This is a genomic window from Amycolatopsis solani, assembly GCF_033441515.1.
Taxonomy (GTDB): domain Bacteria; phylum Actinomycetota; class Actinomycetes; order Mycobacteriales; family Pseudonocardiaceae; genus Amycolatopsis; species Amycolatopsis solani.
The window spans coordinates 500915-526332 of the sequence record NZ_JAWQJT010000002.1 but is presented as its reverse complement, the minus strand read 5'-3'; the positions used below and the strand labels follow the sequence as shown (position 1 = coordinate 526332).

24 protein-coding genes are annotated in these 25418 nt (G+C 72.5%); 8 read left to right on the top strand and 16 right to left on the bottom strand.

The window, feature by feature from the left end:
• Nucleotides 1-30: 30 nt before the first annotated feature.
• Both SD460_RS23110 and SD460_RS23105 read right to left on the bottom strand, forming a co-directional pair.
• Complete coding sequence (locus SD460_RS23110) at nt 31-465, bottom strand: VOC family protein (protein ID WP_318306723.1); 435 nt, start codon at nt 463-465, stop codon at nt 31-33.
• A gap of 32 nt (nt 466-497) precedes the next feature.
• A complete protein-coding gene (locus SD460_RS23105) occupies nt 498-1370 on the bottom strand; it encodes a LysR family transcriptional regulator (protein WP_290062176.1) in 873 nt (290 codons plus the stop codon).
• An 81-nt stretch (nt 1371-1451) separates the two neighbouring features.
• Between SD460_RS23105 and SD460_RS23100 the strand changes: the two genes are divergently transcribed.
• Genes SD460_RS23100 through SD460_RS23090 form a run of 3 tightly spaced genes read left to right on the top strand, consistent with a single transcriptional unit; the run spans nt 1452 to nt 5488 of the window.
• Nucleotides 1452-2744: a type III PLP-dependent enzyme domain-containing protein gene (locus SD460_RS23100; protein WP_290062174.1), complete on the top strand. Its 1293-nt coding sequence runs from the start codon at nt 1452-1454 to the stop codon at nt 2742-2744.
• 41 nt (nt 2745-2785) lie between these two features.
• Nucleotides 2786-4279, top strand: coding sequence for an ArnT family glycosyltransferase (locus SD460_RS23095; RefSeq protein ID WP_318306722.1), 1494 nt, complete (start codon nt 2786-2788; stop codon nt 4277-4279).
• Between the two features lie 24 nt (nt 4280-4303).
• Nucleotides 4304-5488: a 4-hydroxybenzoate 3-monooxygenase gene (locus SD460_RS23090; RefSeq protein ID WP_290062172.1), complete on the top strand. Its 1185-nt coding sequence runs from the start codon at nt 4304-4306 to the stop codon at nt 5486-5488.
• On the opposite strand, the gene SD460_RS23085 is transcribed toward SD460_RS23090, so the two are convergent.
• Complete coding sequence (locus tag SD460_RS23085; protein ID WP_290062171.1) at nt 5485-7836, bottom strand: alpha-L-fucosidase; 2352 nt, start codon at nt 7834-7836, stop codon at nt 5485-5487. The genes SD460_RS23090 and SD460_RS23085 overlap by 4 nt on opposite strands.
• Before the next feature lie 226 nt (nt 7837-8062).
• Between SD460_RS23085 and SD460_RS23080 the strand changes: the two genes are divergently transcribed.
• Together SD460_RS23080 and SD460_RS23075 are read left to right on the top strand one after the other, a co-directional pair.
• Entirely contained in the window at nt 8063-8326 is a 264-nt protein-coding gene (locus tag SD460_RS23080; RefSeq protein WP_290062170.1) for a hypothetical protein, read from the top strand.
• A gap of 425 nt (nt 8327-8751) precedes the next feature.
• Nucleotides 8752-9972, top strand: a complete 1221-nt coding sequence (locus tag SD460_RS23075) for an SGNH/GDSL hydrolase family protein (protein WP_318306721.1) — start codon at nt 8752-8754, stop codon at nt 9970-9972.
• On the opposite strand, the gene SD460_RS23070 is transcribed toward SD460_RS23075, so the two are convergent.
• From SD460_RS23070 to SD460_RS23020, 11 genes are all read right to left on the bottom strand, one after another.
• Nucleotides 9958-11235 carry an MFS transporter gene (locus SD460_RS23070; protein ID WP_318306720.1) on the bottom strand — a complete coding sequence of 426 codons (1278 nt, stop codon included), beginning with the start codon at nt 11233-11235 and terminating at the stop codon, nt 9958-9960. The two genes, SD460_RS23075 and SD460_RS23070, sit on opposite strands and share 15 nt — an antisense overlap.
• Entirely contained in the window at nt 11232-11774 is a 543-nt protein-coding gene (locus SD460_RS23065; protein ID WP_290062760.1) for a GNAT family N-acetyltransferase, read from the bottom strand. Before SD460_RS23065 ends, SD460_RS23070 begins: the two co-directional genes overlap by 4 nt.
• Nucleotides 11775-11859: 85 nt before the next feature.
• Nucleotides 11860-12414 carry a YbaB/EbfC family nucleoid-associated protein gene (locus tag SD460_RS23060; protein WP_318306719.1) on the bottom strand — a complete coding sequence of 185 codons (555 nt, stop codon included), beginning with the start codon at nt 12412-12414 and terminating at the stop codon, nt 11860-11862.
• Nucleotides 12411-12755 carry a type VII secretion target gene (locus SD460_RS23055; protein WP_290062758.1) on the bottom strand — a complete coding sequence of 115 codons (345 nt, stop codon included), beginning with the start codon at nt 12753-12755 and terminating at the stop codon, nt 12411-12413. Before SD460_RS23055 ends, SD460_RS23060 begins: the two co-directional genes overlap by 4 nt.
• Before the next feature lie 4 nt (nt 12756-12759).
• On the bottom strand, nt 12760-14733 hold the full coding sequence (locus tag SD460_RS23050) for a PPE domain-containing protein (protein WP_318306718.1): 1974 nt from the start codon (nt 14731-14733) through the stop codon (nt 12760-12762).
• Between the two features lie 8 nt (nt 14734-14741).
• A complete protein-coding gene (locus SD460_RS23045) occupies nt 14742-15209 on the bottom strand; it encodes a hypothetical protein (RefSeq protein WP_290062400.1) in 468 nt (155 codons plus the stop codon).
• Between the two features lie 20 nt (nt 15210-15229).
• Nucleotides 15230-16072, bottom strand: coding sequence for an ESX secretion-associated protein EspG (locus SD460_RS23040; RefSeq protein WP_318306717.1), 843 nt, complete (start codon nt 16070-16072; stop codon nt 15230-15232).
• Nucleotides 16073-16225: 153 nt separating this feature from the next.
• The gene (locus SD460_RS23035; RefSeq protein ID WP_290062397.1) at nt 16226-17149 is read right to left on the bottom strand and encodes a 2-dehydropantoate 2-reductase; all 924 of its coding nucleotides are present in this window, start codon (nt 17147-17149) and stop codon (nt 16226-16228) included.
• A gap of 175 nt (nt 17150-17324) precedes the next feature.
• Nucleotides 17325-18047 (bottom strand): flavin reductase family protein, encoded by a 723-nt coding sequence (locus SD460_RS23030; RefSeq protein ID WP_290062396.1) that lies wholly within the window; start codon nt 18045-18047, stop codon nt 17325-17327.
• Between the two features lie 423 nt (nt 18048-18470).
• A complete protein-coding gene (locus tag SD460_RS23025; RefSeq protein ID WP_290062395.1) occupies nt 18471-19088 on the bottom strand; it encodes a hypothetical protein in 618 nt (205 codons plus the stop codon).
• 26 nt (nt 19089-19114) lie between these two features.
• Nucleotides 19115-19576, bottom strand: a complete 462-nt coding sequence (locus SD460_RS23020; RefSeq protein ID WP_290062394.1) for a hypothetical protein — start codon at nt 19574-19576, stop codon at nt 19115-19117.
• A 252-nt stretch (nt 19577-19828) separates the two neighbouring features.
• Between SD460_RS23020 and SD460_RS23015 the strand changes: the two genes are divergently transcribed.
• Nucleotides 19829-20593, top strand: coding sequence for a polysaccharide lyase family 7 protein (locus SD460_RS23015; RefSeq protein ID WP_290062393.1), 765 nt, complete (start codon nt 19829-19831; stop codon nt 20591-20593).
• Nucleotides 20594-20629: 36 nt separating this feature from the next.
• Here SD460_RS23015 and SD460_RS23010 read toward each other — a convergent pair whose 3' ends face one another.
• Nucleotides 20630-21652 carry an LLM class flavin-dependent oxidoreductase gene (locus SD460_RS23010; RefSeq protein WP_290052047.1) on the bottom strand — a complete coding sequence of 341 codons (1023 nt, stop codon included), beginning with the start codon at nt 21650-21652 and terminating at the stop codon, nt 20630-20632.
• A 137-nt stretch (nt 21653-21789) separates the two neighbouring features.
• Here SD460_RS23010 and SD460_RS23005 point away from each other — a divergent pair, with 137 nt between their 5' ends.
• On the top strand, nt 21790-22257 hold the full coding sequence (locus tag SD460_RS23005) for a hypothetical protein (protein WP_290052045.1): 468 nt from the start codon (nt 21790-21792) through the stop codon (nt 22255-22257).
• Nucleotides 22258-22383: 126 nt separating this feature from the next.
• Nucleotides 22384-24054, top strand: coding sequence for an alpha/beta fold hydrolase (locus SD460_RS23000; RefSeq protein ID WP_318306716.1), 1671 nt, complete (start codon nt 22384-22386; stop codon nt 24052-24054).
• On the opposite strand, the gene SD460_RS22995 is transcribed toward SD460_RS23000, so the two are convergent.
• Nucleotides 24038-25384, bottom strand: coding sequence for an alpha/beta hydrolase family protein (locus SD460_RS22995; RefSeq protein WP_290052042.1), 1347 nt, complete (start codon nt 25382-25384; stop codon nt 24038-24040). The two genes, SD460_RS23000 and SD460_RS22995, sit on opposite strands and share 17 nt — an antisense overlap.
• Between the last annotated feature and the right edge of the window lie 34 nt (nt 25385-25418).

Sequence of the window (25418 nt, the reverse complement as noted above, 5' to 3'; positions counted from 1 at the left end):
ACCCAAGGCCACATTGGGGCGCTTTGGCGGTCAGTCCAAGCAGAACTCGTTGCCCTCGACGTCCTGCATCACGATGCAGGACTCGTTGTACTCGTCGGCGTACAAGGTCTGGAAGTGGCTCGCGCCGAGCGCGATCAACCGGTCGCGCTCGGCCTCCAGCGCGGCGAGGCGCTCGGCGCCCTTCAGCCCGGTGCCGACCCGGACGTCGACGTGGACCCGGTTCTTGACGACCTTGCCTTCGGGAACGCGCTGGAAGAACAGCCGCGGGCCCACGCCGGTCGGGTCGGCGCAGGCGAACGCCGCGCCCTGGCGCTCGGCCGGCAGCGAGCGGTCGAAGTCGGCCCAGGTCTCGAACCCGGGCGGTGCGGGCGGGACGACGTACCCCAGCACCTCGCACCAGAACCGGGCGACGCGCTCGGGTTCCGCGCAGTCGAACGTGATCTGAACCTGCCTGATCGTCCCCATCGGACCAGACTAGCGACGGCGTCCACGAGTTTTCAGCGGGCCAGCGCCACGAACCCGCGCACCACCGGGGAAAGCGCGCCCGCGCGCCACGCCAGTCCCAGGTCGATCCGCGGTACCGGGTCTTCCAGCCGCCGCAGCACCACCCCGCGACGTCGCAGGGCGCGTGCGCGGTGTTCCGGGACCGCCGCGATGCCCGCTCCCTCCGCGACCGCGCGCATCAGCTGCTCGTCCTCCGGCTCCTCGCGCACGATCGGCGGGACCCCGCCCGGCCAGACCTGGGCGCTGATCGCGTCGTACTGCCCCGGGCCGTTCTCGCGCGGCCAGAACACCACCGGCTCCGCCGCGATCCACGCCCGCCGCAGCCGGCCGCGGCGGCGGGCCAGCGCGTGCCCGGACGGCAGCGCGAGCAGCACCTCCTCCGAGCCGACCACCGCGACCTCGATGCCCGGGACGTCGACCGGCGGCCGCACGAACCCCAGGTCGATCTCCCCGGCGAGGAGCCGGTTCAGGTTGAAGCTCGTCCAGCCGGTCTCCAGCGCCAGGGAAACCTCCGGGTACCGCGCGCGGAAGGCCGCGACCAGGTCGCCGGCCAGGGGCCCCGGCGCCGAGCGCGTGTAGGCGATCCGCAGCCGCCCGGTGTCGCCTCGGCCGGTCGCCGTGATGACGCCGCGGGCGCGGTCCAGGCGGTCGAGCAGCTCGCGGGCCTCCGCCGCCGCGACGCGGCCCGCCTCCGTGAGCGTGAACCGGGGGCCCGAGCGATCGAGCAGCGTGACGCCCAGCTCCGCCTCGAACGCGCGGATCTGCTGGCTCAGCGACGGCTGCGACACGAAGAGCCGGGCGGCCGCGCGGGTGAAGTGCATCTCTTCGGCGAGCACGGCGAAGTAGTGCCATCGGCGCAGGTCCACCCAGCCACTATAGGCCCGCCCTATGACATCAGAAGGAGGAAGTCTTGGACCGGCGCCACTCGCACGCGCTGTCCTGGAGGCGTGAACCGCACCGAACGCAAGCTCCGCGCCCTCGCCGCCGGCCACCACCTCGCCGACCCGATGGCCGGGTTCGTCGACCTGGCCGGGATCCGCGAAGCCGTCGAAGACCTGACGAAGGCCTTCGCGCCCCTCGGCCGCGTCCAGCACACGATCGCCGTCAAGGCGTGCGGTCTCGCGCCGCTGCTCCGGTACCTCGGCGAGCTCGGGGTCGACGCCGAGGTCGCGAGCCCCGGCGAGACGGCGGTCGCCGAGGCCGCCGGGGTCCGCGGCCCGCGGCTGGTCCTCGACTCCCCCGCCAAGACCACCGCCGAGCTCGCGCACGCCCTCGCCGCCGGCACCGCGATCAACGCGGACAACTTCCAGGAGCTGGCCCGGCTCGACGGCCTCGCCGGGCCCGCCCCGCGGTCGGTGCTCGGCCTGCGGATCAACCCCCAGGTCGGCGCGGGCCGGATCGGCGACACCAGCACCGCGACCACGACGTCGAAGTTCGGCGTTCCCCTGCGGGACGACCGGGCGCTCGTGAAGGCGGCGTTCGCGCGCCGCCCGTGGCTGACGCGGCTGCACGTCCACGTCGGCTCGCAGGGCTGCCCGCCGGAGCTGATGGCCGACGGTGTCGCCGCGGTGCACGAGCTCGCCGAGGAGATCAACGCCGAAGCCGGGTACCGGCAGGTCACCAGCATCGACCTCGGCGGCGGCCTGCCGGTGGACTTCACCTCCGACGACGCCGGGCCGACCTACGCCGGCTACGTCGCGACGCTGCTGGCGCGAGTGCCGGCCCTCGCGGACGGCCGCTACGACTTCGTCACCGAGTTCGGCCGGTCCCTGCTGGCCAAGAACGGGTTCCTGGTCAGCGCCGTCGAGTACACGAAGGTCGCGGGCGGGCGGCCCATCGCCGTCACGCACGCGGGGGCCCAGGTGGCCGCGCGCACCGTGCTCCAGCCGGAGCACTGGCCGTTGCGGCTGACCGCGCTCCACCCCGACGGCACCCCGAAGACCGGACCCGCGGTGCCGCAGGACATCGCGGGTCCGCTGTGTTTCGCCGGCGACCTCCTCGCCCGCGAACGGCCGCTGCCGCTGCTGGAGCCGGGCGACCTCGTCGTCGCCCACGACACCGGCGCGTACTACTTCGGCGCGCACTACGCCTACAACACGCTGCCCCGCCCGGCCGTGCACGGCTTCACCGTGTCCGAGCGCGGCGACGTCCGGTTCACCCCGATCCGCCGCGCACAGACACTGGCCGAGCTGGTCGCGGACGCGGGCGGCGAATTCGTCGGAGCGCTCCCACAGGCGTGACCCCCCGGCGTAGCATCCGGGCACGCCGAGGGGAGACTGTCATGGGGGACAGCCAAGGGCGGCCGCGGTTCGCCGCGCTGCCGGTGGGGATCGTCGTCGCCGTTCAGGCGGTCGTGCTGACCGCGTTGTCCGGCCGGTACGGGTTCCACCGCGACGAGCTGTACTTCGTCGCGGCGGGCCGCCGCCCGGACTGGGGGTACGTCGACAACCCGCCGATCACGCCGTGGCTCGCGCGCGCGTCGACGGCGCTGTTCGGCGAAACACCGTCCGGCCTGCGGGTGGTCGCGACCCTGCTGGGCCTGGCGACCGTCGTGGTCGTCGCGCTGATCGCCCGCGAATTCGGTGGCGGGCGCGGGGTCCAGCTCTTCGCCGCGCTCGCGACGGCGTTGTCGTCCTACGTCCTGGTCGTGTCGCACATGCTGGCCACCAACTCCGCGGACCTGCTGCTGTGGTCGCTGATCGCGTTGTTCGGGCTCAAGCTGCTGCGCACCGGCGACGGCCGGTGGTGGCTCGCGGTCGGCGCCGCCGCCGGGCTCGGGCTGGCGAACAAGTGGCTGGTGCTGCTCCTGCTGTCCGGGCTCGGTGTCGGCGTGGCCGTCGCCGGGCCGCGGCGGGTGTTCCGGTCGTGGTGGCTCGCCGCCGGGATCGGGGTCGCCGCCGTGCTCGCCGCGCCCGTCGTGGCCTGGCAGGCCGCGCACGGCTGGCCGATGCTCACCGTCGCCGGCGGGATCAGCGAGGACGACGGCACCGAGAACCGCGTGCTGTTCGTGCCGATGCAGCTGGTCCTGCTCTCGCCGGTGCTGGTGCCGGTGTGGATCGCCGGGCTCGTGCGGCCGTGGCGCGAGCCCGGGCTGCGCTGGGCGCGCGCCCTCGCGATCGCCTACCCCGTGGTCTGCCTCGAACTGCTGGCGGTGGGCGGGAAGCCGTACTACTCGATCCCGTTGCTGCTGCCGCTGGTGGCGCTCGGCGCCGAGCCGGTGCTGCGGTGGCTGGGCCGGGGCCGGGCGATCCGGCGGGTGCTCACCGGTGCGGCGACGGCGGTCTGCGTCGCGGTGTCCGTCCTCATCGGACTCCCCGTGGTGCCGCCGCCGTCGCTCGACGGCGTCCTGCTGGCGCTGAACAAGGAACCCGGCGAACAGGTCGGCTGGCCGGACTTCGCGGGCAGCGTGGCGGGCGCGTGGCAGCGGATCCCGGCCACCGAGCGGGACACCGCGGTGATCCTCGCCGGCAACTACGGGGAGGCCGGGGCGATCGAGCGCTACGGTCCCGAGCTGGGGCTCCCCCAGCCGTACTCCGCGCACATGTCCTACGCGGACTGGGGCCCGCCGCCGGACCGGCTGGTCGGGCCGGTGCTGCTGATCGGGCGGCTCGACCGCGACTCGCCCGCCGCCGGGCTGATCACCGGCTGCCGCGCGATCGCCAAGCACTTCACCGAAGGCGGGGTGGACAACGACGAGAACGGTGTCGTCCTTTCGCTGTGCACCCTGACCGAGCCGTGGTCGACGGCGTGGCCGCGATTGCGGCACTACTACTGAACGGTTCGCGCTACCCTCGGGCGCATGGTGGCGAGGCGCACGGCGGTGGCCGTGGTGGGGGCGGGCCCGGCCGGACTCGCGGTGGCGAACCTGCTGCGGCGGGCGGGCATCGCCTGCGTGCTGCTGGAGCGGGAAAGCCGGGCGTTCGTCGAGCAGCGGCCGCGGGCCGGGTTCATCGAGGAGTGGGCGGTCCGCGGGCTCGAGCGACGCGGCCTGGGCGAGCAACTCGTCGCGAAAGCGCCCCAGCACGCGGAGTTCGAGTTCCGCTTCGCCGGGCGGCGGCACACCTTCCGCTACGGCGAGCTCACCGGGCAGCGGCATTTCGTTTACCCTCAACAGCTCCTGGTCACCGACCTGGTCGCGCAGTACGCCGACGCGGGCGGCGAGGCGGTCTTCGAGGTCTCGGACGTCGAGCTGCACGACCTCGCGTCGGACTCCCCCGCCATCACGTTCCGCACCGCCGAGGGTGCGCACCGCCTCGACTGCGACTTCGTCGCCGGCTGCGACGGCGCCCGCGGCGTCACCCAGGGGTACCTGCCGGCGGAATCGACCGTGAAAGCCCACCACGACTACGGAATCGGCTGGCTGGCGTTGCTCGCCGAGGCCCCGCCGTCCGCCGACGGCGTGCTGTTCGGCATCCACCCGCGCGGTTTCGGCGCGCACATGGCCCGCACGCCCGACGTCACCCGGTTCTACCTGCAGACGGCGGCCGGCGAGACCGAGGCGGACTGGCCCGACGAGCGCGTGTGGCGCGAACTGCAGGCCCGGCTCGCGGTGCCGGACGGCCCGATCGTCGAGGGACGGCTGTTCGAGAAGCGCGTCCTCGACATGCACAACTACGTCGTCGAGCCGATGGCGTACGGCCGGCTGTACCTCGCGGGCGAGTCGGCGCACCTGGTCGCGCCGATCGCGGCCAAGGGCATGAACCTGGCCCTGCACGACGCTTTCCTGCTCGCGGAGGCGTTCCAGGCGCACTACGCGGGCGATCCCGCGCGGCTGGCCGGGTATTCCGCCGCGTGCCTGCCGCTGGTGTGGCAGTACCAGGAGTTTTCCCTGTGGCTGTCGGACATCTTCCACCACACCGCGGCCACGGCGGACAACCCGTTCGCGGCACGCATCGCGGAAGCCCGGATGCGCCGCCTGCTGGGTTCGCCCGCCGCGGCCGCGGCGTTCGCGGAGCTCTACATCGGCAAGGACGCCGACCACTAGCTCCAGGCGATCTTGAACACCCACGCGTAGCGGCCGGCTTGCCGCGCCGCGGCCGGGACGTCGATCACCAGCGAGCCGTTTTCCACCGTCCAGTGCAGGTTCCCGCGGTGGCCCAGCATCGTCACGCGATCGCCGGCGCGGATCGGCACCGGCGCGTCGATCACCAGCCTGCTGCCCGGCGCGGCGAGCGAATGGACGTAGAAGGCCTCGTTCTGCTTGACCGTGAACCGCAGGTCGCCCAGCTGCGCCATCCGCGACCAGTACGTCGTGCCGTAGACGGCTTCCCCGTTGACCTTCAGCCACGCGCCCGTGTCACGCAGGTGCCGCTGCATCACGGCCGGGATGGTGCCGTCGAAGTCCGGGCCGATGTCGAGCAGGAAGTTGCCGTTCTTCGAGACGATGTCGACGAGCGTGCGGACGACCTCCTCGGCCGTCATGTACCGGTCGTCCGGGGTCGCGCGGTTGTAGCCGTAGGAGAACGGGTCGAGGCCGCGGCTCGCTTCCCACTTCGCCACCACGGTGTTCGGGTACGTCGTGTACTCCGGCGTCGTGAAGTCGTGGTCCGGGATGCCACCGCGGTCGTTGTAGGTGACGTCCTTGGGGCGCTTGCGGTTCTTCGCGCGGTTGAAGTACTCGGTGAGCACGGTCCGGCTGTCGTTGACGCCGCCGATGTCGAACCACAGCACGTCCGGGTCGAACTCCGAGATCAGCTCGAGCACCTGCGGCGCCTGGTAGTCGCGGACGAAGTCCTTGCCCGCGGTGTACCCGGTGTAGGGCAGCGGCGCGCCGGTGTAGGGGTTGCGCGGCGTGTGGCCCATCCACGGGTTGTCCGGGTTGAACCACTCGGGCAGCGAGAAGTACAGGCCGTTGCGCAGCTGCGGGGTGTACTTCCGGGACGCCGCGAACAGCTCGGCGATGACGTTGCGCTTCGGGCCGAGCTTGACGGAGTTGCGGTCGCTGACCTTGGTGTCCCACAACGCGAAGCCGTCGTGGTGCTTGGACGTCAGGACGTAGTATTCGGCACCGGCGTCGGCGATCAGGTTCAGCCAGGCACGCGGGTCGAACTCCTTCGCGGTGAACAGCGGGATGAAGTCGTCGTAGGCGAAGTCCTCGCCGTACTTTTCCCTGTGGTAGGCGTAAGTCGCGCCGTTCGGGTCCTGCTGGTTCTGCCAGTACCACTCGGCGTACTGCTGCCCGACCGGCGCCCACGCGGGCACGGCGTACACGCCCCAGTGGATGAAGATGCCGAACTTGCTGTCGGTGAACCAGTACGGCGCCCGGTGCGTCGAGAGCGAGGCGTCGGTCGGGCGGAAGTCCGGAACGCCGAGGGTGATCGGCACCTGCTGCGTGGCGAGGGTGCCGCGGCCGGCGGTGACGCGGATCTGGCCGGTGGTCGTGGTGCCGGGCGGGACGGACGTGTTCGGCGCGAGCCCGAGGCGCACGGTCGCCTGCTCCCCCGGCGCCAGCGCGCGGATGTTCGCCGGGACCGTGGTCCGGCCGCCGGGGACGTCGACGGTGACGGTGACCAGGTCGCGGGCGCCGAGCCACACGGTGCCGGCGTTGACGACGGTCGCTTCGGCGGCTTGCGGGCCACCGTCGGTGAGCAGGTTCGCCGTCGACCGGCCGTCGAGCACGAGCGCCGAGCGGCCCACCGCGACCGGCTGCAGGGTGAGCGCGAAGACGTGCAGGCTGGAGACGTTCGGCGCCGGGTTCGCCGTGGTCGGCAGGGTCACGGCGACGGCCTCGCGGGCCGGGTCGACCCAGACCTGGCCGGTGGCCAGCGAAACCGGGTTCTGGTCGACGACGCCGCCGGGTGCGTAGCGGAACGGCGAGACGAGGGCGCCGTTGCCGGTGTACCAGTCGGGACCGGAGAGGGAACCGGTGCTGGTGGTGCCGTCGGCGTAGTGCACGGTCGCGGTGCCGCCGGTCGTGCCGTAGCTGGCGGCGACCAGGAAGTACGCGACGAAGTACCGGCCCTTCGGCAGGTCGAGCCGCTGCCCGGTGGCGGCGATGTTGTTCTTCGCCCCGGCGGCCGCGGAGCCGAGCTTGAACGGCACCCCGCCGACGGTGGCGGTCTGCCCGGCGGGCAGGTGCTCGGCCGGGAAGGTGTACCCGGACCCGTCGAAGTCACCACCGGTGGCGGACGCGCTGTCGATGCCGTCGTTGGTGAACCACGGGTCGAGCGCGACGGGAACGGGGGGCGGCGGCGGGACGATCGGCGTGCCCGCGTTGTCGGCGGCGGCGTCCACGGGACTGGCGGCGCCGGCCGGGGTGCGGCCGGCGGCGCTCAGCGCCACGGCACCACCCAGGGCGATGCCGAGCGCGTGTCGGCGAGGGAAGGTCGTCATTGAACCTCCAGGGATCGGATGACTACGGCGGAATGACGACAGAGTTCGCCCCTAGTCGGCCGTTCTGTCGAAGGTGGAGCTGATTCATCCGATGACTGACCCTGCTCGTTGGGTCTCGCGGTGTCAAGAGGCGATCGAAGTGAACCTCGCTCACAGCCGGTGCGTGGTCCCCAGTGACGAGCTGCAGCACTCGCGCCAAGACCAGCCGCACCGAAAGGCCAGACCGATGTCCCCCTACCCGAACGCGCTGAGCCGCCGCGCGATCGCCATGCTCAAGGCGATCGCGGACGGTCGCGCCGAGCTCCGCTGCAGCTGCGAACCCGATCTCCGCGTCGACGGGTTGTCGTGCTGCGACCAGAACACCGCCCACGACCTCTTCCACGCCGGCCTGATCCGCGCGATCGGCACCCCGGCACCGGGCCAGTGGGCCCCGGCGGAACTGACCGACGCCGGCCACCGCGCCCTGGGCGGCTTTCCCGCCGCCGCTTGACCTTCCGGGACCGCCGTCCGTCCCGACCGAATGCAGTGAATGACTCATTCCTGTCGTCCGACGACAGGAATGAGTCATTCACGTCGTTCGGCGCCGGCCATCGGAGCGTGAGGCGGCCTGGCACAGCAGGGACGCGAGAAATCGGCGGGCGGACTGAACCGCGGCGGGGCCGGGGCCGTGCTCTGGTTGAGGGCGTCTCGCACCGCCCTCCGGGGTCGCCACGATGCAACGATCCGGGCCAGCCTCCGCCCGGTCGGGACCGGGCGCCCCGGCGAGCGGCCGTCGCGGCAACGGCCACCTCGCGCGGGCCCGTCCGGCATCCCCAGAATCCCGGACGGGCCCGCCCCTCGCTGTCCGGGATCTTGTCCGGTTCCCTCACCTGATCAGCGGTCCCTGGTTGGGCGCAAGGGAGACACCGTGAGTGCATGCGACGCTTTCTGGCCGTGGGCGCGGCCATCCTGGCGGGGTTCGGTCTGCTCACGACGTCCGGGAGCGCGAATCCGGAAAGCGCTCTCCCGAACCTCGCGCAGCACGCCGTCGGCGGCTGGGTCGGGACCTGGGCCGCGGCTCCCGCGTCCGCCGTGGCGAACACGCCGGACGGCTACCCGGGCTTCTCGATCCGCAACGTCGTGCACACCAGCGCCGGCGGCGGGCGCGCTCGCGTCCACCTCTCCAACGCCTTCGGGGCCACGCCCCTCACCTTCGGGCACGTCACCATCGCCGTGCAGGGCAGCGGGCCGGACGCGGTGCCCGGCACCCTGCGGTCGCTCACGTTCGGCGGGGCGCCCGGCGTCGTCGTGCCCGCCGGGGCCGAAGCGCTCAGCGACCCCGCCGACCTGCGGGTGCCCGCCGACGCCAACCTGCTCGTGACGACCTACGTCCCGACGAAGTCCGGGCCGGTCACCTACCACCCGGCCGCCGCGCAGACGTCGTACTTCACCCGGGCGGGCGACTTCGCCGCCAGTGAGTCCGGTGCGCCCTACACCGAGCAGACTTCCGTCTGGCACTACGTTTCCGGCGTCGACGTCCAGGGCGGGGCCGAGGCCACGATCGTCGCGCTGGGCGATTCGATCACCGACGGCGTCGGCTCGCAGTCCGGGGCGAACCACCGCTGGCCGGACTACCTCGCCGACCGGCTGCACGGCCGGTTCGGGGTGCTGAACGCGGGCATCAGCGCCAACCGGCTGCTGCTCGACGTGCCCGGGTCCGGCGCGGGCCAGAACGCGCTGTCCCGGTTCGACCGCGACGTGCTCGGCGTCGGCGGCGTGCGGACGCTGATCGTGCTGGAAGGCATCAACGACATCCAGCAGGACCCGCACCAGACCGATCCGGGCGCGATCACGTCGGCCTACCGCCAGCTGGTGGCACAGGCGCACGCACGCGGCATCCGGGTCGTCGGCGCCACGCTCACGCCGTTCAAGGGCTGGCGCGTCTACGACGAAACGCTCGAAGCGACGCGCCAGGCCGTGAACGCGTTCATCCGCACCAGCGGGGTGTTCGACGCCGTCGCCGACTTCGACGCGGCGGTCCGCGACCCCGCCGATCCGCTCACCCTGCTGCCGGCCTACGACTCCGGCGACCACCTCCACCCCGGCGACGCGGGCTACGAGCGGATGGCCGCCGCCATCCGCCTAGACCGGCTGTGAGCGCGGGATGAACAGCACCGCGACCAGGCTCAGCACCGCCACCGCCACCAGGTAGAGCGACACCGAAAGCGAAGTCCCGGTGGCGGATTGCAGCGCCACCGCGATCGACGGCGCGAAGCCGCCGCCCAGCACCGCGCCGACCGCGTACGAGAACGACGCTCCGCTGTAGCGGTAGCGCGGCTCGAACAGCTCCGCGAACAGCGCCGACTGCGGCCCGTAGGTCGCGCCGAGGCCGATGTTGAGCACGACCACCGCCAGCAGCAGCAACGCCGTCACGCGCGTGTCCACCAGCAGGAAGAACGGGATCGGCCAGAGCACCAGCAGCACGGACCCGGCCAGGTACACCGGTTTGCGGCCCACGCGGTCCGACCACGCCGCCGAGACGAGGATGCTCACCAGCCACGTCACGCTGCCGACGATCACCACCACGAGCAACGTGGTGCGGTCGATCTTCAGCACCGAAGTGCCGTAGGACAGCAGGTACGCCAGGAAGATGTACCCGATGGCGGTGTTCGCGATGAAGCTGCCGGACGCCACCAGCAGCGCCCGCGGCCGCTCGCGCAGCACCTCGACCATCGGGCGGCTGCTGCGGGCCTCGGAGTCCCGCAACCGCGCGAACACCGGGCTCTCCTCGATCCGCAGCCGGATCACCAGGCCGACGACGACCAGCACGATGCTCGCCAGGAACGGCACCCGCCAGCCCCACGACGCGAACTGCGCGTCGGTCATGGACCGGCCGAGGACGAAGAACATCAGCTGCGCCAGGATCAGCCCGGCCGGGACGCCGATCTGCGAGAAGGCGCCGTAGCGGCCGCGGTGGCCCTCCGGCGCGTGCTCGACCGCCATCAGCGCCGCCCCGCCCCATTCGCCGCCCGCGCTGAGCCCCTGGAGGAGCCGCAGGACCAGCAGCAGGATCGGCGCCCACACCCCGATCGCGGAGTACGTCGGCAGCAGCCCGACGCCGACCGTGGCCACGCCCATCAGGAGCAGGGACAGCACCAGCATCGCCTTGCGCCCGACGCGGTCGCCGAAGTGGCCCCAAAGGATCCCGCCGACCGGGCGGGCCAGGAAGCCGACCCCGAGCGTCGCGAACGCGGCGAGGGTGCCGGAGGCGGGCGACAGCGTGGTGAAGAAGAGCTTGCCGAACACGAGCGCCGTCGCCGTGCTGTAGATGAAGTAGTCGTACCACTCGATGGTGGTCCCCACCGCGCTCGCCACGGCGACCCGTCTCAGCTGCCGGGTCGCGTCCGCGCCGGTGGTCACGAACCCGTGAGAGCGGCCGTCGGGACCAGGTCCTCGGCGAGCAGGTCCATCAGCAGCCCGTCGTGCCAGCTGCCGTCGGGCCCGCGCTCGTAGGAGCGCATCCGGCCGACCGGCCGGAAGCCGAGGGACTGGTAGAGCTTGATCGCGGCGTCGTTGTCCGCGGCGGGGTCGATCACCACCCGGTGGTGCCCGCGCACGGAGAACAGGTGCTCGGCCAGCGCCCGGATGGCGTCCGAGCCCAGGCCGCGGCCCTGCCAGTCCGGGTGCACCGCGATGTCGATGCCGGCGTGCCGGTACTGGGGATCCGCTTCCTCGAAGGCGAGTTCGATACCGACGACGACGTCGTCGTGCTCGATCGCGTAGGTCGTGGTGCCCTCGTCCGGGTCCAGCAAGTAGGACACCTGGGCGGCCACCGGCTCCTCGGCGTCGGCCCACCAGCGGGCGACTTCGGGGTGCGACAGGATCTCCTCGAACCGGGCGGCGTCCGGGGCGGCGGCGGGCCGCAGCCGGACACGGCTACCGGTGATCAGGCCGGTCATCGGCCCAGTGTCGTCGCCCGGCGCGCCGGTGTCGAGCCCCGAACGGGGCAGGTCAGCCGTACTCGCGCGGCTGACCTGGCCACCGTCACCAGGGGTTGTTGTCGTCCTCGACCGGGTCGGGGCGCCGCCGCGGCGGCGGTGAAGCCTGCGGAGCCGACGGCGACGGCGGGACCGCCGCGCCACCCGAGGGGGCCGGCGGGACGGGGTCCGGCGAAGCCGGGGGCTGCGGCTCGTCCGGCTCGTCCGGGTCGGGGAACCGGCCGCGCAGCGTGTCGAGCAGCGCCGTGCGGGTCTCGCGGTCCTCGTCGCCGAGCCGCTCGGTCATCACGCCGGCCACCTTCTCGGCGATGCCGGACTGCGCCCGCCGCATGGTGGTCAGGATGGCCCGGGACAGCTCCTCCAGCGGGAACGACTTGACCTTGTTGGAGAACGTCAGGTCGGTGACCGTGCCGTCGGCGCCGACGGTGACGCTGACCGCGCCGTCGGAGCTGGTCGAGGTCAGCCGCAGCCGTTCGGTCTCCGCCTGCGCGGCCTGGTAGCGCTCGGCCTTCGCCGCGAACCCGGCCGCCCAGTCGTCCATCCGGCGGATCGTCTCGTCGGGGTCCCGCATCAGGTCCCCGAGCCCGTTCGCGCCGGTCATGCGTTCGTCCTCGCTTCCGCCGTCCGCGGCGACGCCGTGAGCTGCTTTTCGAAGGGCTGCGCGTTGGCCTCTTCACCATCGCGGTAGGACTGCGCGGCCGTCTTGACGTTGTCCGCCAGCCCGCGCACGCCCTCCATCGACGCGGTCAGCGCCTCCTTCGCCTTCTCCCCCGTCGGCCGGATGATCGGCGGGAGGAACGCGCACAGCAGTCCGTAGGCGTGGTCCGACATCGCCGTGTCGGCTGCCGCGGAGGCCGTGTTGAGCCGGTCGACCAGGCTCTCGACGTGACTCGAGTGCGCGACCAGTTCGTCCGGTTCGACCTCGAAGCCGGCCGCCGTCATGAACTCACTTCCAATCCTGGTTCTTCCAGTCGCCGATCACCGGGGGTGCCACGACCTGCTCTCCCGCGAAGAAGTTGGGGTCGTCGCTCTCGAGGTAGTCGGCCGCCTTGTGTTCCTTGTCGTTGTCGCCCTTGCCGCCCTTGGCACCGGCGCCCATGCCGCCCATGCCGGGCGAACCGGCCGCGCCGGCCTTGCCCGCCATGCCCGCGTTGCGCGCCGCCGCGGCTTCGGCCTCCGCGGCCGCGCCGGACGCGGCACCGCCGGCCAGGTTGCCCGCGCCCGTGCCGCGCACGCCACCGCCGACACCCGAACCGCCGCCGGCGCCCGAGCCACCGCCGCCGATGCCGCCGAGGGACCCGCCCCCGGCGCCGCCGCCACCGATGCCGCCGAGCCGGCTCGCGATGCTCTCACCGTTGATGCCGCCGCCGCGGCCGATGGTGGGCAGCTTGCCACCGCCGGGGATGCCGCCGGGGCCGGTGCCGGTGGGCAGCCCGGTGATCGGGTCGATGCCGGGCGGGGTGAACCCGGGGATCGGGCTGCCGCCGCGGATGCCGGTGCTGCCGCCGCCGGGGATGTCCGGGATGTTCGGGATCGACGGCGGGGTGTAGCCGCCCCCGCCCGGGCCGCCGCTCGACGGGATCCCGGACGGCGAGAAGCCGGACGAAGTCGTCGAGTCGTCGAAGCCGGGGACCGACGAACCGGGGATGCCGGAGCCGGTGAAGCTGCCGCCGGGGATGTTCGGGATCGACGACGGGCTGAAGCCCGAACCGCCGGCGCCGCCGCCCCCGCTCGCGGCCGGGATGCCGGCCCCGGAGAAGCCGGAGCCGCCGCCGCTGCCACCACCGGGGATGCCGCTGCCGGAGAAGCCCGAGCCCTCCGAGCCCGAGCCGCCGCCCGGGATGCCCGAGCCGCCGCCGGGGATGCCGGCCCCGCCGGCACCGGGGCCGCCCGCGCCACCCGCGCCACCGAGCCCGGCGGCGTCGAGGTCGGCCCGGGTGCGGCCGGAGGCGGTGGGGTCCAGCGCCGGGTTCATCCCGTCGCGCGCCAGCAGCGGCTGCGCGCCGCCCGCCCCGGCGCTGCCGTCGGGCCGGGTGCCGGCCAGCTGACGCGAAGCGGTGGCGGTCGGCAGCTTCGGCGGGGCCGGGAACCGCGGCGTGGCGACCGCCGAGCCGATGGTCTCGTCGTACTGGGTCATGATCTGCGCGGCGTGGTCGCGCGCGGCCGTCTGGGCCCGGTAGGTCTGCATGGCCTCGCCGGCCGCCGCGGCGTACTGCACCGGGTCGGTCATCGACATCAGGCGCTGGTTGGTGCTCTGCAGGTCGAACTGGACCGGCGGGTTCGCGACCATCTGGCGCTGGGTCTCGTTGAGCGCCTGCGAGTGGATCTCCTGCTGGCGGCCGGCGAGCGACGCGCCCTGCGCGGTCGCGCCCAGCCACTTGCCGACGCCGGCGAGGTGCTCGCGGACGGCGTCACCGGCGTCGCCCTGCCAGTTGCTGGTGCTCGCGTTGATCGCGTCGCCCAGGGTCTTCTGGTGCGTGCCCAGCTCGTTGCCGACCGAGACCCACTCCTCCGACGTCTCCGCGACGGTCGCCGGGTTGGCGTCCTGGGTGATGGCGTCGTTCATCTGCTCGTGGCTGGCGTTGGCCCACAGGGTCCTCGGGGCACCGCCGTTCTCACGCATGGTGAGGCCCTCGTCGAGGCCGTGGCGGGCCGCGTCGAGGTGCTGCTGGTACAGCTCCTGGATCTTCTTGTCGCGCAGCACCGGGTCGACGGCCGGGCCGAGCCAGCCGGCCCGGATCTCGTCGTCGATCTGCTGGGTGGCCATCTCGCGGATCTCGTCGCCCGAGGGCAGGTTGTCCGTCTTCAGCGGCCCGACGTAGTACTTCGACGACGAATCGGCCGTCACGTCGTAGAGCGGGCTACGCGGGTTGTAGTCCGGGGACGACGGGTCCGAGACGGACTCGGCGGTGGGTGCCACGGTCTCCCTCAGCTCTGGTCGGCGGTCGGGAGCGAGGTCAGCGTCGTGCGCGTGGTCTCTTCCCGGGACTTGTAGTTCTGCTTGGCCAGTTTGATGGCCTCGATGTAGGTGGGGAACTCCTGGCGGGCCGCCTGCAGCTGGGTGACCAGGCCGTTCTCGTCGGCGGCGGTGCTCACCATGTGCGCGGAGACCCACTGGCCGGTCGCGGTGCGGCTCATCGCCGGCGCGTCGTGCAGCCGCTGCAGGTTCGCCCAGCGCTGCTCGAGCGACTCGAGCACGCCTTCGAGGGCCTCGATCAGCTGGTTGCCCGTGGTGTCGTCGATGGCGAAGCCGCCGGTCTGCGCGAGCCGCTTCAGCTGGGCGCCGGCGAGCCCGACGCGCACCGCGGCCATCGCCTTCTGGGCGGGTTCGGTCGCGGTCTGCATCTGCGCCGTCGCCTGGAGAGCCTGGGCCATCGCCTGGGTCTCTTCCGTCATCAGGACTGTTCCCTTTCCGGTCAGTACACCGCGGCGATGGCGTCGCGGATCGCGCGGGCGAGGTCGGCCCGCCCGGCCGGTACGTATTCCGCGGTCAGTTCACCGGCCTCGCCGGTCGTCGTGTGCACGAGGTAGCGGCCGTCGGCGGTGTCGAGCCAGCTCAGCGGTTCGCCCGCGACGCGCTCGCCGCGGCGCCCCTGCGCGGTGACGGCGATGTGGCCGCCGCCCAGCCGGGGTTCGGCGAGCACGCGCTCGAGCACGGCGACGTCCGAGGGCTTCCGCGCCGGCGGGCGGCGGCCCGGCCGCACCACGGCCTTGACCTCGATCATCCCGAAGGCGTCGGTTTCTTCTTCCTCGAACTCGGCGTCGGCGATGCGCTTCGCCGTCATGGCCGACACTTCGCGCCCGGCGGCGCGGTGCACGACGTGCTTGCCGGTGGTCGCGGCCGGGGCCGGGGGCAGCACGCCCGTGACGACCTCGACGAGCTCCTCGTCCGCGAACAGCGAGAACAGCAGTTCGTCGGTGTCCGGGGCCTGGGTGATGCCGAGCGCCTGCGCGCCGTCGGTGACCACGAGCACGGCGACGTCGGCGCCGAGGCCGTCGATCCCGCTCACCGCAACCGAAACCCGGGGCTCGGCGAGCAGCTCGAACGCCGTGCGCACGCCGGGGTGCAGCTCGCCGGAAACCGACAGCCGCCGCTCCTCGAGCGCGTCGTACACCTGCCGCGCGACCCGCACGAACCGCACCGGGTCGGCCGGCAGGTTGCCCGCTCGCAGCGGGTACCGCCGGACGTCTCCGCCCGTCGCCCTGCCGACTACGAGAGCTTCGACGACCCCGAGGACGAACTCGAACCGCTCCGCCATTTCCCCTCGCCGATTCTTCGTCGTCAAACCTTCAAGCAAGTACCCTTACGAAGAGTAGCAGTGCTGGAAGTGGCCGTGACGGCACCGCCACGCCGATGCCCGAAAGACCACGATCCCCGGTACTGCGCGGGCAAAGCGCCGTCGGTGACCGGTTCACCCGATGCGGTGCTGGTGGACGCGCAACTGCAGGCTGACGAGGTCCAGCAGCGGCGTGGCCACCCCGAGCGCGCGGCCACGCGCGGTGAGATCGCCGAAGATCTGCTCCCCCTCGACCGGGTGACCGCCGAGCAGGTCCCGGTACAGCGAAGATCCCACCGTCGAGGGGTCCGTCACGGTCTTGCGCGTCGCTTCGAGGTCCGCTTGCGGCACCGGGTACCCGGCGGCTTCGGCGACGGCGGCCGCTTCGGCCACCACGGCTTCGGCGAACTCCGCGCCGCCCGGCACCGCGACGACCTCGCCGATCGTGCCGCGCAGCAGGCTGTTGACCGCGCCGATCGCGGCGATGAACACCCATTTCGCCCACATCGCCTCGGTGATCCGGCCGCTGAGGACGGCGGGGAACCCGGCGCCGTTCAGCGCGGCGTCGACGTCGGCCAGCCGCGGCGGGGCGGGCTCGGTGCGGGCGCCGTAGGCCAGGTGCTGCAGCGGGCCCAGCCGTCGGATCGCGCCGTCGTCGTCGATCGTGGTCATCACCTTGGCGACGCCGCCGAGCACGGCGCCCTCGCCGAACCGGGCGCTGAGGGCGTCCACGTGGGCGAGGCCGTTGAGGAACGGCAGGACCAGCGTGCCCGGGCCGACCGCGGGGGCGAAATCGTCGATGGCCGGGGCGAGGCCGGTCGCCTTGACCGCGAGCAGCACGAGGTCGTAGGTCTCCTCGAGCGTCCCGGTCTCGGCCAGCGGCGGCTCGAGCACCGTGTCCTCGCCGAGCCCGACGATCCGCAGGCCGCTGTCCCGCAGCACCTTCGCCCGGCCCGGCCGGACGAGGAACGTGACGTCCCGGCCGGCCTGCAGCAGCCGTCCGCCGAAGTACCCGCCGGTCGCGCCGGCGCCCACCACCAGAATCCGCAAGTCGCTCACCCCAGGACCTACGCCGGGCGGCGGCCGCGGTATTCCCGGGGCCTTCGGACGGGCATGCGAACACGGATCCGCCGGGCGCGGGCTCACGGCCGCCGGGGCGCTGGTTCCGGTCGGCGGCCGCGGTGACCGCCGCTTCGCCGCGAACCAGTGCCGGATTCGTCCGGTGTGACCGGGATCAGGACGCTCGCTCCCCGGCCGGCACGGCTGACCGCGACGTGACCCCGCGGGCGCGGTCGATGTCCGGGCCCCGGTAGAGCCGCTCGGGGATCCGGGCCAGCGTCGAGGGGTGGACCTGCGGGCCGAGGCCGTAGAGCTTCTGGAAGCTCATGATGAGCGGCCGCCACCGATCCGGGTCGATGTGGTCGTCGCTGCCGGCCACCCGGATGTTTTCGTGCACGAAGACGCGCTGCACGCGCACCTCGATCGCGACGATCCCGCCGCGCTGCCGTTCGTCGTCGCCTGCCACCGGGTGCACGGCCTCCAGGACGGCCTCCATGGCAACCGGGCATTCGGCAACCCGCGGCGGCGCAACGGTTTCGGACGCCACGGGCGTGAGCCCGGCCCGCTCGAACTTCTCCGCGACGTGGAAGTACCCCCGCTTGAGCTTGCCGTCCGGCACGGGATCGGACCCGGTGGTCAGCGCGAGCCGGTCGACGGCTCCGGCGAGCGCGTCGGAGGGCAGGTTGAGCACGCATTCGCCGGTGCGGAGCAGGTTTCGGGTGGTCTTCGAGCGGGCGCCGAGCCCGAGCATCGCACGCCAGCCGAGCCAGAAGGCCGAGGACATGGGGGCCAGGTTGGCGGAGCCGTCTTCGTTGCTGCTGGAGATGAGCACGACCGGGGTGCCGAAGTAGAGGATGCCCGGCTCGATGGCCGTGTGCGCAGGGGTTTCCGTCTTCACGTGGTCGATCGTGCCGTCCACAGGGGACGTTCCGCTGGCGGAAATCGGCCGTGGTCGTGCAGGCCACGTTCGCGGACACTCGGTCCAGGGCTTCGGCAAAGTCACCGGTCCCGGCTCGCTTCACCGGTGGCCGGCGGGGTGGGCAGTTCGAGCGAGGTCGCGAATGAGTCATTGGCGGCCTTGGAGGTCCCGAATGAGTCATTCGCGACCTCGCCTTCGGCAAGCCGCCGCTCGGTGCGCGGGAGGCGGGCCGGCTCGAGCGGCCCCGCGAAGTCTTGAATGAGTCATTCAGGACCTCCGGCGACCTGAATGAGTCATTCAAGACATCGGGCGAGCCCGCCGATGCCACGATCCGCCGCGTCGACCTCCGACTTCGCCGGAGCCCTGGACACTCGGTCCGTGAACGTGGCCTGCACGGACGCGTCAGCCGCAGTGTTCGGCGCGTTCCTGGTCCGTCATCGCCGCCGTGTGCTGGGTGATGTCACCCGATGAGCCCGGGACCGGGCCGTCCGCGTCGAAGTCCTGGTACCAGATGTAGTGGTCGTAGAAGCGGTCGGGGAAGTGCATTTCGTAGGTGCCGTGCACCTTCTGCATCTTCGGCGCCCGCTCCACCCAGCCCTTCTCGCCCGGGCGGACGTCGACGTTGGTCGCCTGCCCCTCCGTGTGCGACGACTCCCAGGTGTGCTGGTAAGACGTCTCGATGGACACCTTGAACACTTCCGAGAACCCGTATTCGGCCGACAGGGACACGCCGAAGCTGTTCGACTCGCCCGTGGTGTCGGACCAGTTCACGGTGCTGCGCTGCAAGTCCTGCGTGCAGTTGTAGGCGGCCTCGCCGACCTGGTGCCCGGCGCCGGTGTGCTCCTCCGGCGGGCCGGCCGGGTGGAACACGCACGAGTCCGTGCCGTTGTCGCACTTGTCGAGCAGTTCGCGGGCGGTGGGCCCGCCGTCGGCGGACGCGGCCGGGGCGGTCAGGACGAGGCCGGCGGCGGTCACCAGGCCGAGGCCGGTCGCCATCCACGTCATGCGCTTGCTGGTCATGCGGTCACTCCTTGCCGTGCGGTGGCTCAGCTGAAGCCGATGGATTGGGTCCGGTCGTCCATGAAGGACCCGACGTTGCCGGTGTTCTCCTTGAACGGTCCGTCGCGGTCGCCGCCGAGGTTCGGCTCCGGGTAGAGCCAGATCCAGCAGTTGCCCCACGGCTGCACGGACGTGATCTTGTTCTTCCAATCGTCACCGAGGTCGAACTGCCAATTCACCCAGCCGTCCTTCTTGCACAATTCCGGGCCGGTGATGGTCAGCGAGTTCCCCGTGTAGTCCGGGCCGTCGAAGAAAGTGCCCTGCACGACGTCCCCGTCCGCCCGCGCGGTCAGCGCGGCCCGGCTCGAAGAGCATTGCTGCACACCGGTTCCGGCGTTCAGGACGCAGTGTCTGGTCGCCGGTGCCGCACTCGCGGGCGTGACCGCGGACAAGGTCAGCGCGGCCGCCGCGGCCGTGGTCAGCAAGGCTTTTCTGGTTCCGTTCCCCATTGCTCCGGCTCCTTTCCGCGGAATGCGTGTCGAATCCGTCGATGATCCGAACGTAACCCCAGGATGTCCGGCCCGCCGCCGCGTTGCCCCCTGATCCGGCGGGGTCTGCCTCGATCCCCCGACTCCGGCCGAAGATCTTGACAACCGGTGATCGCCGTCCTACCGTGGGCCCACGCCGCCGGGTTGTCCAGACCATTTATTCACGTCCGTGAACGAATGGTGCAGTGTCCCCATCGCGAAAGGACACCCACGATGCGCGTGCGTGCCTTGTTCGTCCTGCTGGCGGTCCCGGCCCTGGCCGCGGCCACCGCGTTGCCCGCCGTGGCGGCGGACCCGTCCGTGGCCCCGGGCGGCAACTTCGACCTCTCGGTCTGGCAGCTGCAGGAGCCGGTCGGCTCCCCCGGGAAGCCGACCACGATCTCGTCGTCCCGCCTGCAGGGCGCGAACGGCTTCCAGGACAGCTACTTCTACACCGACACCCGCGACGGCGCGATGACCTTCTGGGCGCCGGAAAAGGGCGTCACCACACCGAATTCGAACTACGCGCGGTCGGAGCTGCGCGAGATGAACCGCGACGGGTCCGCGGCGAACTGGTCGCTGAGCGGGTCGCACAAGCTCAGCGCGACGCTGCGCGTGGTGTCGGTGACGTCGAACGTGTGCGTCGGCCAGGTGCACCTGGGCACCGGCGGCTCGTCGACGAAACCGTTGCTGGAGCTGTACTACCGCGCGAGCGGCGACATCGTGCTGGGCACGGAGAACTCACCCGACGGCGGGCAGACGCCGCACACCGTCGGCCACGTCTCGCTCGGCAAGACGTGGACCTACACGATCGGCATTTCCGGGGGCAACACGATCGACCTCACGGTCAACGGCAGCACCACGCACTACAGCATCCCGTCGTCGTTCAAGGCGTACAAGCAGTACTTCAAGGCCGGCTCGTACAACCAGTCCTCTTCGGACAGCACGACGAAGGGCGCACGAGTCGCGTTCTACGGCTTGAACGTTTCCCACGGCTGACGGTGGCGGCCCGGCCGCCACCGGGCCGCCTTCCGGTCAGCGCCAGCCGAGCTGGGGTGCCACGTGGGTGAGGATGTCCTCCAGCACGTGGGCGTTGTAGTCGACGCCCAGCTGGTTCGGGACGGTCAGCAGCAGGGTGTCCGCGGCCTCGACGGCCTCGTCCTCCTTCAGCAGCCGCACCAGTTCGTCGGGCTCCGCGGCGTACGAGCGGCCGAAGATCGCCCGGGTGTTCTCGTCGATCATGCCGACCTGGTCGCGGGAGTGGCGGTCGCGGCCGAAGTAGGCGCGGTCGAGGTCGGTGGTCAGCGCGAAGACGCTGCGGCTGACCGACACGCGCGGCTCGCGGGTGTGGCCCGCCTCCCGCCACGCCTCGCGGTACGCCTCGATCTGCTTGCGCTGCTGGACGTGCAGCGGCTCGCCCGTCTCGTCGTCCTTGAGCGTGGAGCTCTGCAGGTTCATGCCGAGCTTCGCGGCCCAGACGCCGGTCGCGTTCGAGCCGGACCCCCACCAGATGCGCTCGCGCAGCCCTTCCGAGTGCGGCTCGACCCGCAGCAGCCCGGGCGGGTTGGCGAACATCGGCCGCGGGTTCGGCTCCGCGAAGCCCTCGCCGCCGAGCACCTCGAGGAACTGCTCGGTGCGCCGCCGCGCCATGTCGGCGTCGGTCTCGCCCTCGGCCGGGGCGTAGCCGAAGTAGCGCCAGCCGTCGACGACCTGCTCGGGGGATCCCCGGCTGATGCCGAGCTGGAGCCGGCCACCGGAGATGAGATCGGCGGCGCCGGCCTCCTCGGCCATGTACAGCGGGTTCTCGTAGCGCATGTCGATGACGCCGGTGCCGATCTCGATCTTCGAAGTGCGCGCCCCGATCGCCGAGAGCAGCGGGAACGGGCTGCCGGCCTGCCGCGCGAAGTGGTGCACGCGGAAGTAGGCGCCGTCCACGCCGAGCTCCTCGGCCGCGACCGCGAGGTCGATCGACTGGTGCAGGAAGTCGGCGGCCGTGCGGGTCTCCGAATGCGCGCCCGGCGACCAGTGGCCGAACGACAGGAAGCCTATCTTCTTCACCCCCCTTTCAGCGCTCGGCGGCCGGGTTTGATTCCCGGGGGTGAGCAGGCCGGCCGGTGTCACTCGTACCGGTGAATCGCGGCGGACGACCGGCCCGGCCGGGTACTCCGCCGTAAGCCGTGAAACGAGGAGGAGCGATGCCCGACAACGATCTGACCGGCTTCCTGATCATCGGACTGGTCATCGTGCTCGCCGACGGCCAGGTGCTCTACCGGGGCGCTCGCCAGTCCTTGCCCGGCCCGGACGGCGGCGAAGGGACCGGCTCGATGGCGTGGCCGGTGGTGACCGTCTTCCACCTGGTCGCGTTCGGTGTCCTGGCGCTGCTGTCGGTGGTCGGCCCGCAATGGTCGGGATCGGCCTCCGCGCTTGTCGGCCGGATCGGCGTCTTCCTGCTGCTGCTGGCCGTCGTCCACGTCCTCACGCTCGCGGTGCTGGCCCGCAGCCGCCAGGACCGGATCGTCGAAGCCCGCTTCCAGGAGCGCGAGGCCGAGCGGACCGGTGGTGAACCGCTCACCGACCCCACCGTCACCCCGGTGCCGGGCCAGGAGGGGCGGGCCCCGGAAGTGAGCCCCGACCTCGGCCACCACGGGCCGTACCGCGCCTGAGCCGGTTCACCGGTTCGAGCTCAATCTCGATCTTCGAGCTGCTGCTCCCCCGCCCGTCGTGCTTGGATTCCCGCCAGTGCGCGACGAAGGGGAACTGCGGTGCGAACGTCCCGGGCAGGGTTGGCGGTGGCCGTCTCGGTGCTGGTGGTGACGACGGCGCCGGCCGCCGCGACCACGCCCGATCCACTGGCGCCGTACCTGACGCAGCAGGTGTCGTGGGGTGGCTGCCCGTTCGCCAAGCGGATCGAAGCGCAGCCCACGCAGTGCGCGCGGATCACCGTCCCCCGGGACTGGGCCGCGCCCGGCGCCGGCTCCGATCTCCAGGTGGCGATCAGCCGGGCCGCGGCCACCGGGAGCCGGCGCGGGGCGATCCTGGTGAACCCCGGCGGGCCCGGTGGCCAGGGCACTTCGCTCGCCGGCGTGCTGGCCGGGCTGGAGCCGTCGCTGAACGAGCACTTCGACCTCGTCGGCATGGACCCGCGCGGCACCGGCCAGGAAGGCGGCGACGACGCCGGGTTCGTCTGCCGGGTGCCCGTCGGGCGGCTGCCGCAGGCCGACGACCTCGATGCCCGCGACCGCTCGGCCGGCAGCATCAAGCAGCACCAGCGGGCGCCGCGGGCGGTGGCCGAGGCGTGCCAGAGCGACGCGATCGCGCCCTACGTCACCACCTGGCAGACCGCGCACGACATGGACCTGATCCGCGCGCTGCTGAAGGACGAAAAGCTGAACTACCTGGGCTTTTCCTACGGGACCTGGCTGGGCGCGAAGTACGCGTCGCTGTTCCCGGACCACGCCGGCAAGTTCGTGCTCGACTCCAGCGTGAACTTCGAGGGCCGCCTTCAGGCCGCGTTCGAGGCGTTCCCGAAGATCGACCAGCGCCAGTTCGAGGACGTCTACGCGCCTTGGCTGGCCCGCCGCTTCCCCGAGCAGCTCGGCAAGACCGCCGGCCAGGTCCGGGCGAAGTGGGAGCGGCTGCGCGCGTTCTTCAAGCGCGAGGGCGTGTCGCCGGACATCTTCGACCGCGTCTTCGTCGGCAACGGCAGCACCCGCCAGTGGCTGACCGGCGCGCTCATCCTCACCAAGGGCGCGGCCGCGCTCGACGGCACCGCCGCCCCGCCGCCCGCCGCGCTGCGGGAGGACCTCGACGACGTCTCGCGCGCGGTGTTCGGCGTCCCGGCCGCCGCGCTGACCACCGCGGGCGTGGTGCGGACGCTCGCGGCGCCCGAGGCCGACTACGCCGACGTCCCCGGCACCCGGCTGGCGGTGGCGTGCGCGGACCAGCCGTCGCGGAATTCGGGCTGGTACAAGCTGCTCAGCGACCTGCAGGGTCCGGCGTACCCGCTGTTCGGCTGGGCGTACGGCCTCAGCGAGGCGTGCGGCTACTGGTCCGAGCTCCCCCGCCACGAGCTGCCGAAGCTGCCGCCGGACGCCGCCAAGAACGTCCTGGTCGTCCAGGGCGAGTTCGACCCGCAGACCGGCTACGAACAGGCCGAGTCGGCGGCCCGCGCGGCCGGTGTCCCGATGGTCTCGGTGGCGGAATCGCCGTTCCACGGCCAATACGCGGTGAGCGGCAATTCCTGTGTGGACGATCTGGTGAACGGGTTCTACCTCGGCGCCGCCCGCCCGGCGGCGACCATCTGCCCGGGTGTCCCGCTGCCGGGCGAGAAGGAAGTCTTCCCCGTCGCCGGCCCGGCGGGCGAGCCGGAAGCGGCACCGGCGACCGCACCGCGTGACGGCCTTTCGACCGCGCGGCAACGACTTCAGGACACGATCAGCGCGGTCAACCGCGAGCGCTGAGCCCGCCGGTCAACCGCGGCGGGTCGAACCGGACGTACCGTCCCGCCTCCCCCAGCGCGGCGGCGGCTTCGTTCAGCCGCTCCGGTTCCGCGACGGCGCCCCAGCGCCCGGACTCGATGCGCGACTCCAGCGCCCGCAACGCGGCGATGCTTTCCGACGGCCGGAACGCGCAGTGGCCCGTCGTCCCGACGTACGCCTGGCGCAGCAGCGCGGCGCGGCCCGCCCGGTGGACCTGGCCGGCGTACCAGTCCTCCTGCTCCACCGGCACGAGCTGGTCGTGGGTGGTGTGGATGTCGAGCGCCGGGACGCGCAGCCGGCCGGTCACCATCGACGTCCGCGCGAGAGTGTGGACCGCCTTCGGGTCCGGCCGGATGTCCGCGTCGCGGGTCAGCGCCGTCAGGTCGGCGTCCAGGTCGAGCCCGGCCGCCCGGTACAGGGCGCGGACCTGGCGGGCGTGACTGCTGCCGGTCAGGAGAGCCCGGTAGTCGACGCCCGCGGTGACCGCGCTGTTGCCGCCCGCCGCGAGCTCGATCTGGTAGCGGCCGGTCACCACGAACCCGAGCACGAACTGCGCGAGTTCCTGCTGCTGCTGGACTTCCTGGCCCGCGTAGTCGGTAGGCGCCGGCGGCGTCGGGCCGGTCAGCCAGCCCGCCTCGTTCAGGAACGCGGCGGCCAGCGCGATCCGGGCGCGCCCGGCCGGGGTGGCCTGGCCGTCGGTCGCGAGCTGCGTCAAGGCCGCCGCCGACGCGCTCGCTTCGTCCGCGCTGGCGAAGCCGGCCAGCTTGATGTCCTGTCCCGGTGCGAGCAGGCGGGCGAGCGCGTATTCGCCGTGCAGCTGGTAGGCGTTCAGGTTGAGCGCGCCGGCGACGAGGCCGCACGTGCTGAGCACGCCGTCGAGGCGCGGGGTTTCGGCTTCGAGCGCGCTGACGAGCCCGCCCATCGACGTGCCCCACGCGATCGTGCGCCGCGGGTGGCCGGTGATCCGCTCGAGGGCGGCCAGCGCGCCGAACTGGTCGTCGACGGCCGAGGCGAGCGCCCACCACGACGGGCCGCTGTAGGAGGACCCGACGAGCGCGTACCCGTCGGCGAGCAGCGCGTCCCTGGTCGCGGCGTCCGGCGCGTTCTGCGCGGTGAGCGGGCCGAAGCCGTGGCTGTAGAGGATGGTCGTGCCGTTCCAGGCGGCCGGCACGTCGGCCACCCAGGTGGCGCCGTCGGGCAGCTGCCCGGTGTGGTGCCCGGCCGCGGCGGCGACGCCCGCGGTCAGGCCGAGCGCTGTCACGATCGAAGCGGCCAGTGCGATCACGCGGCCGTACCACCTGCGCATGCCCATGCGGGCAGGGTGCCACGGCGATCGAGAGATGTAC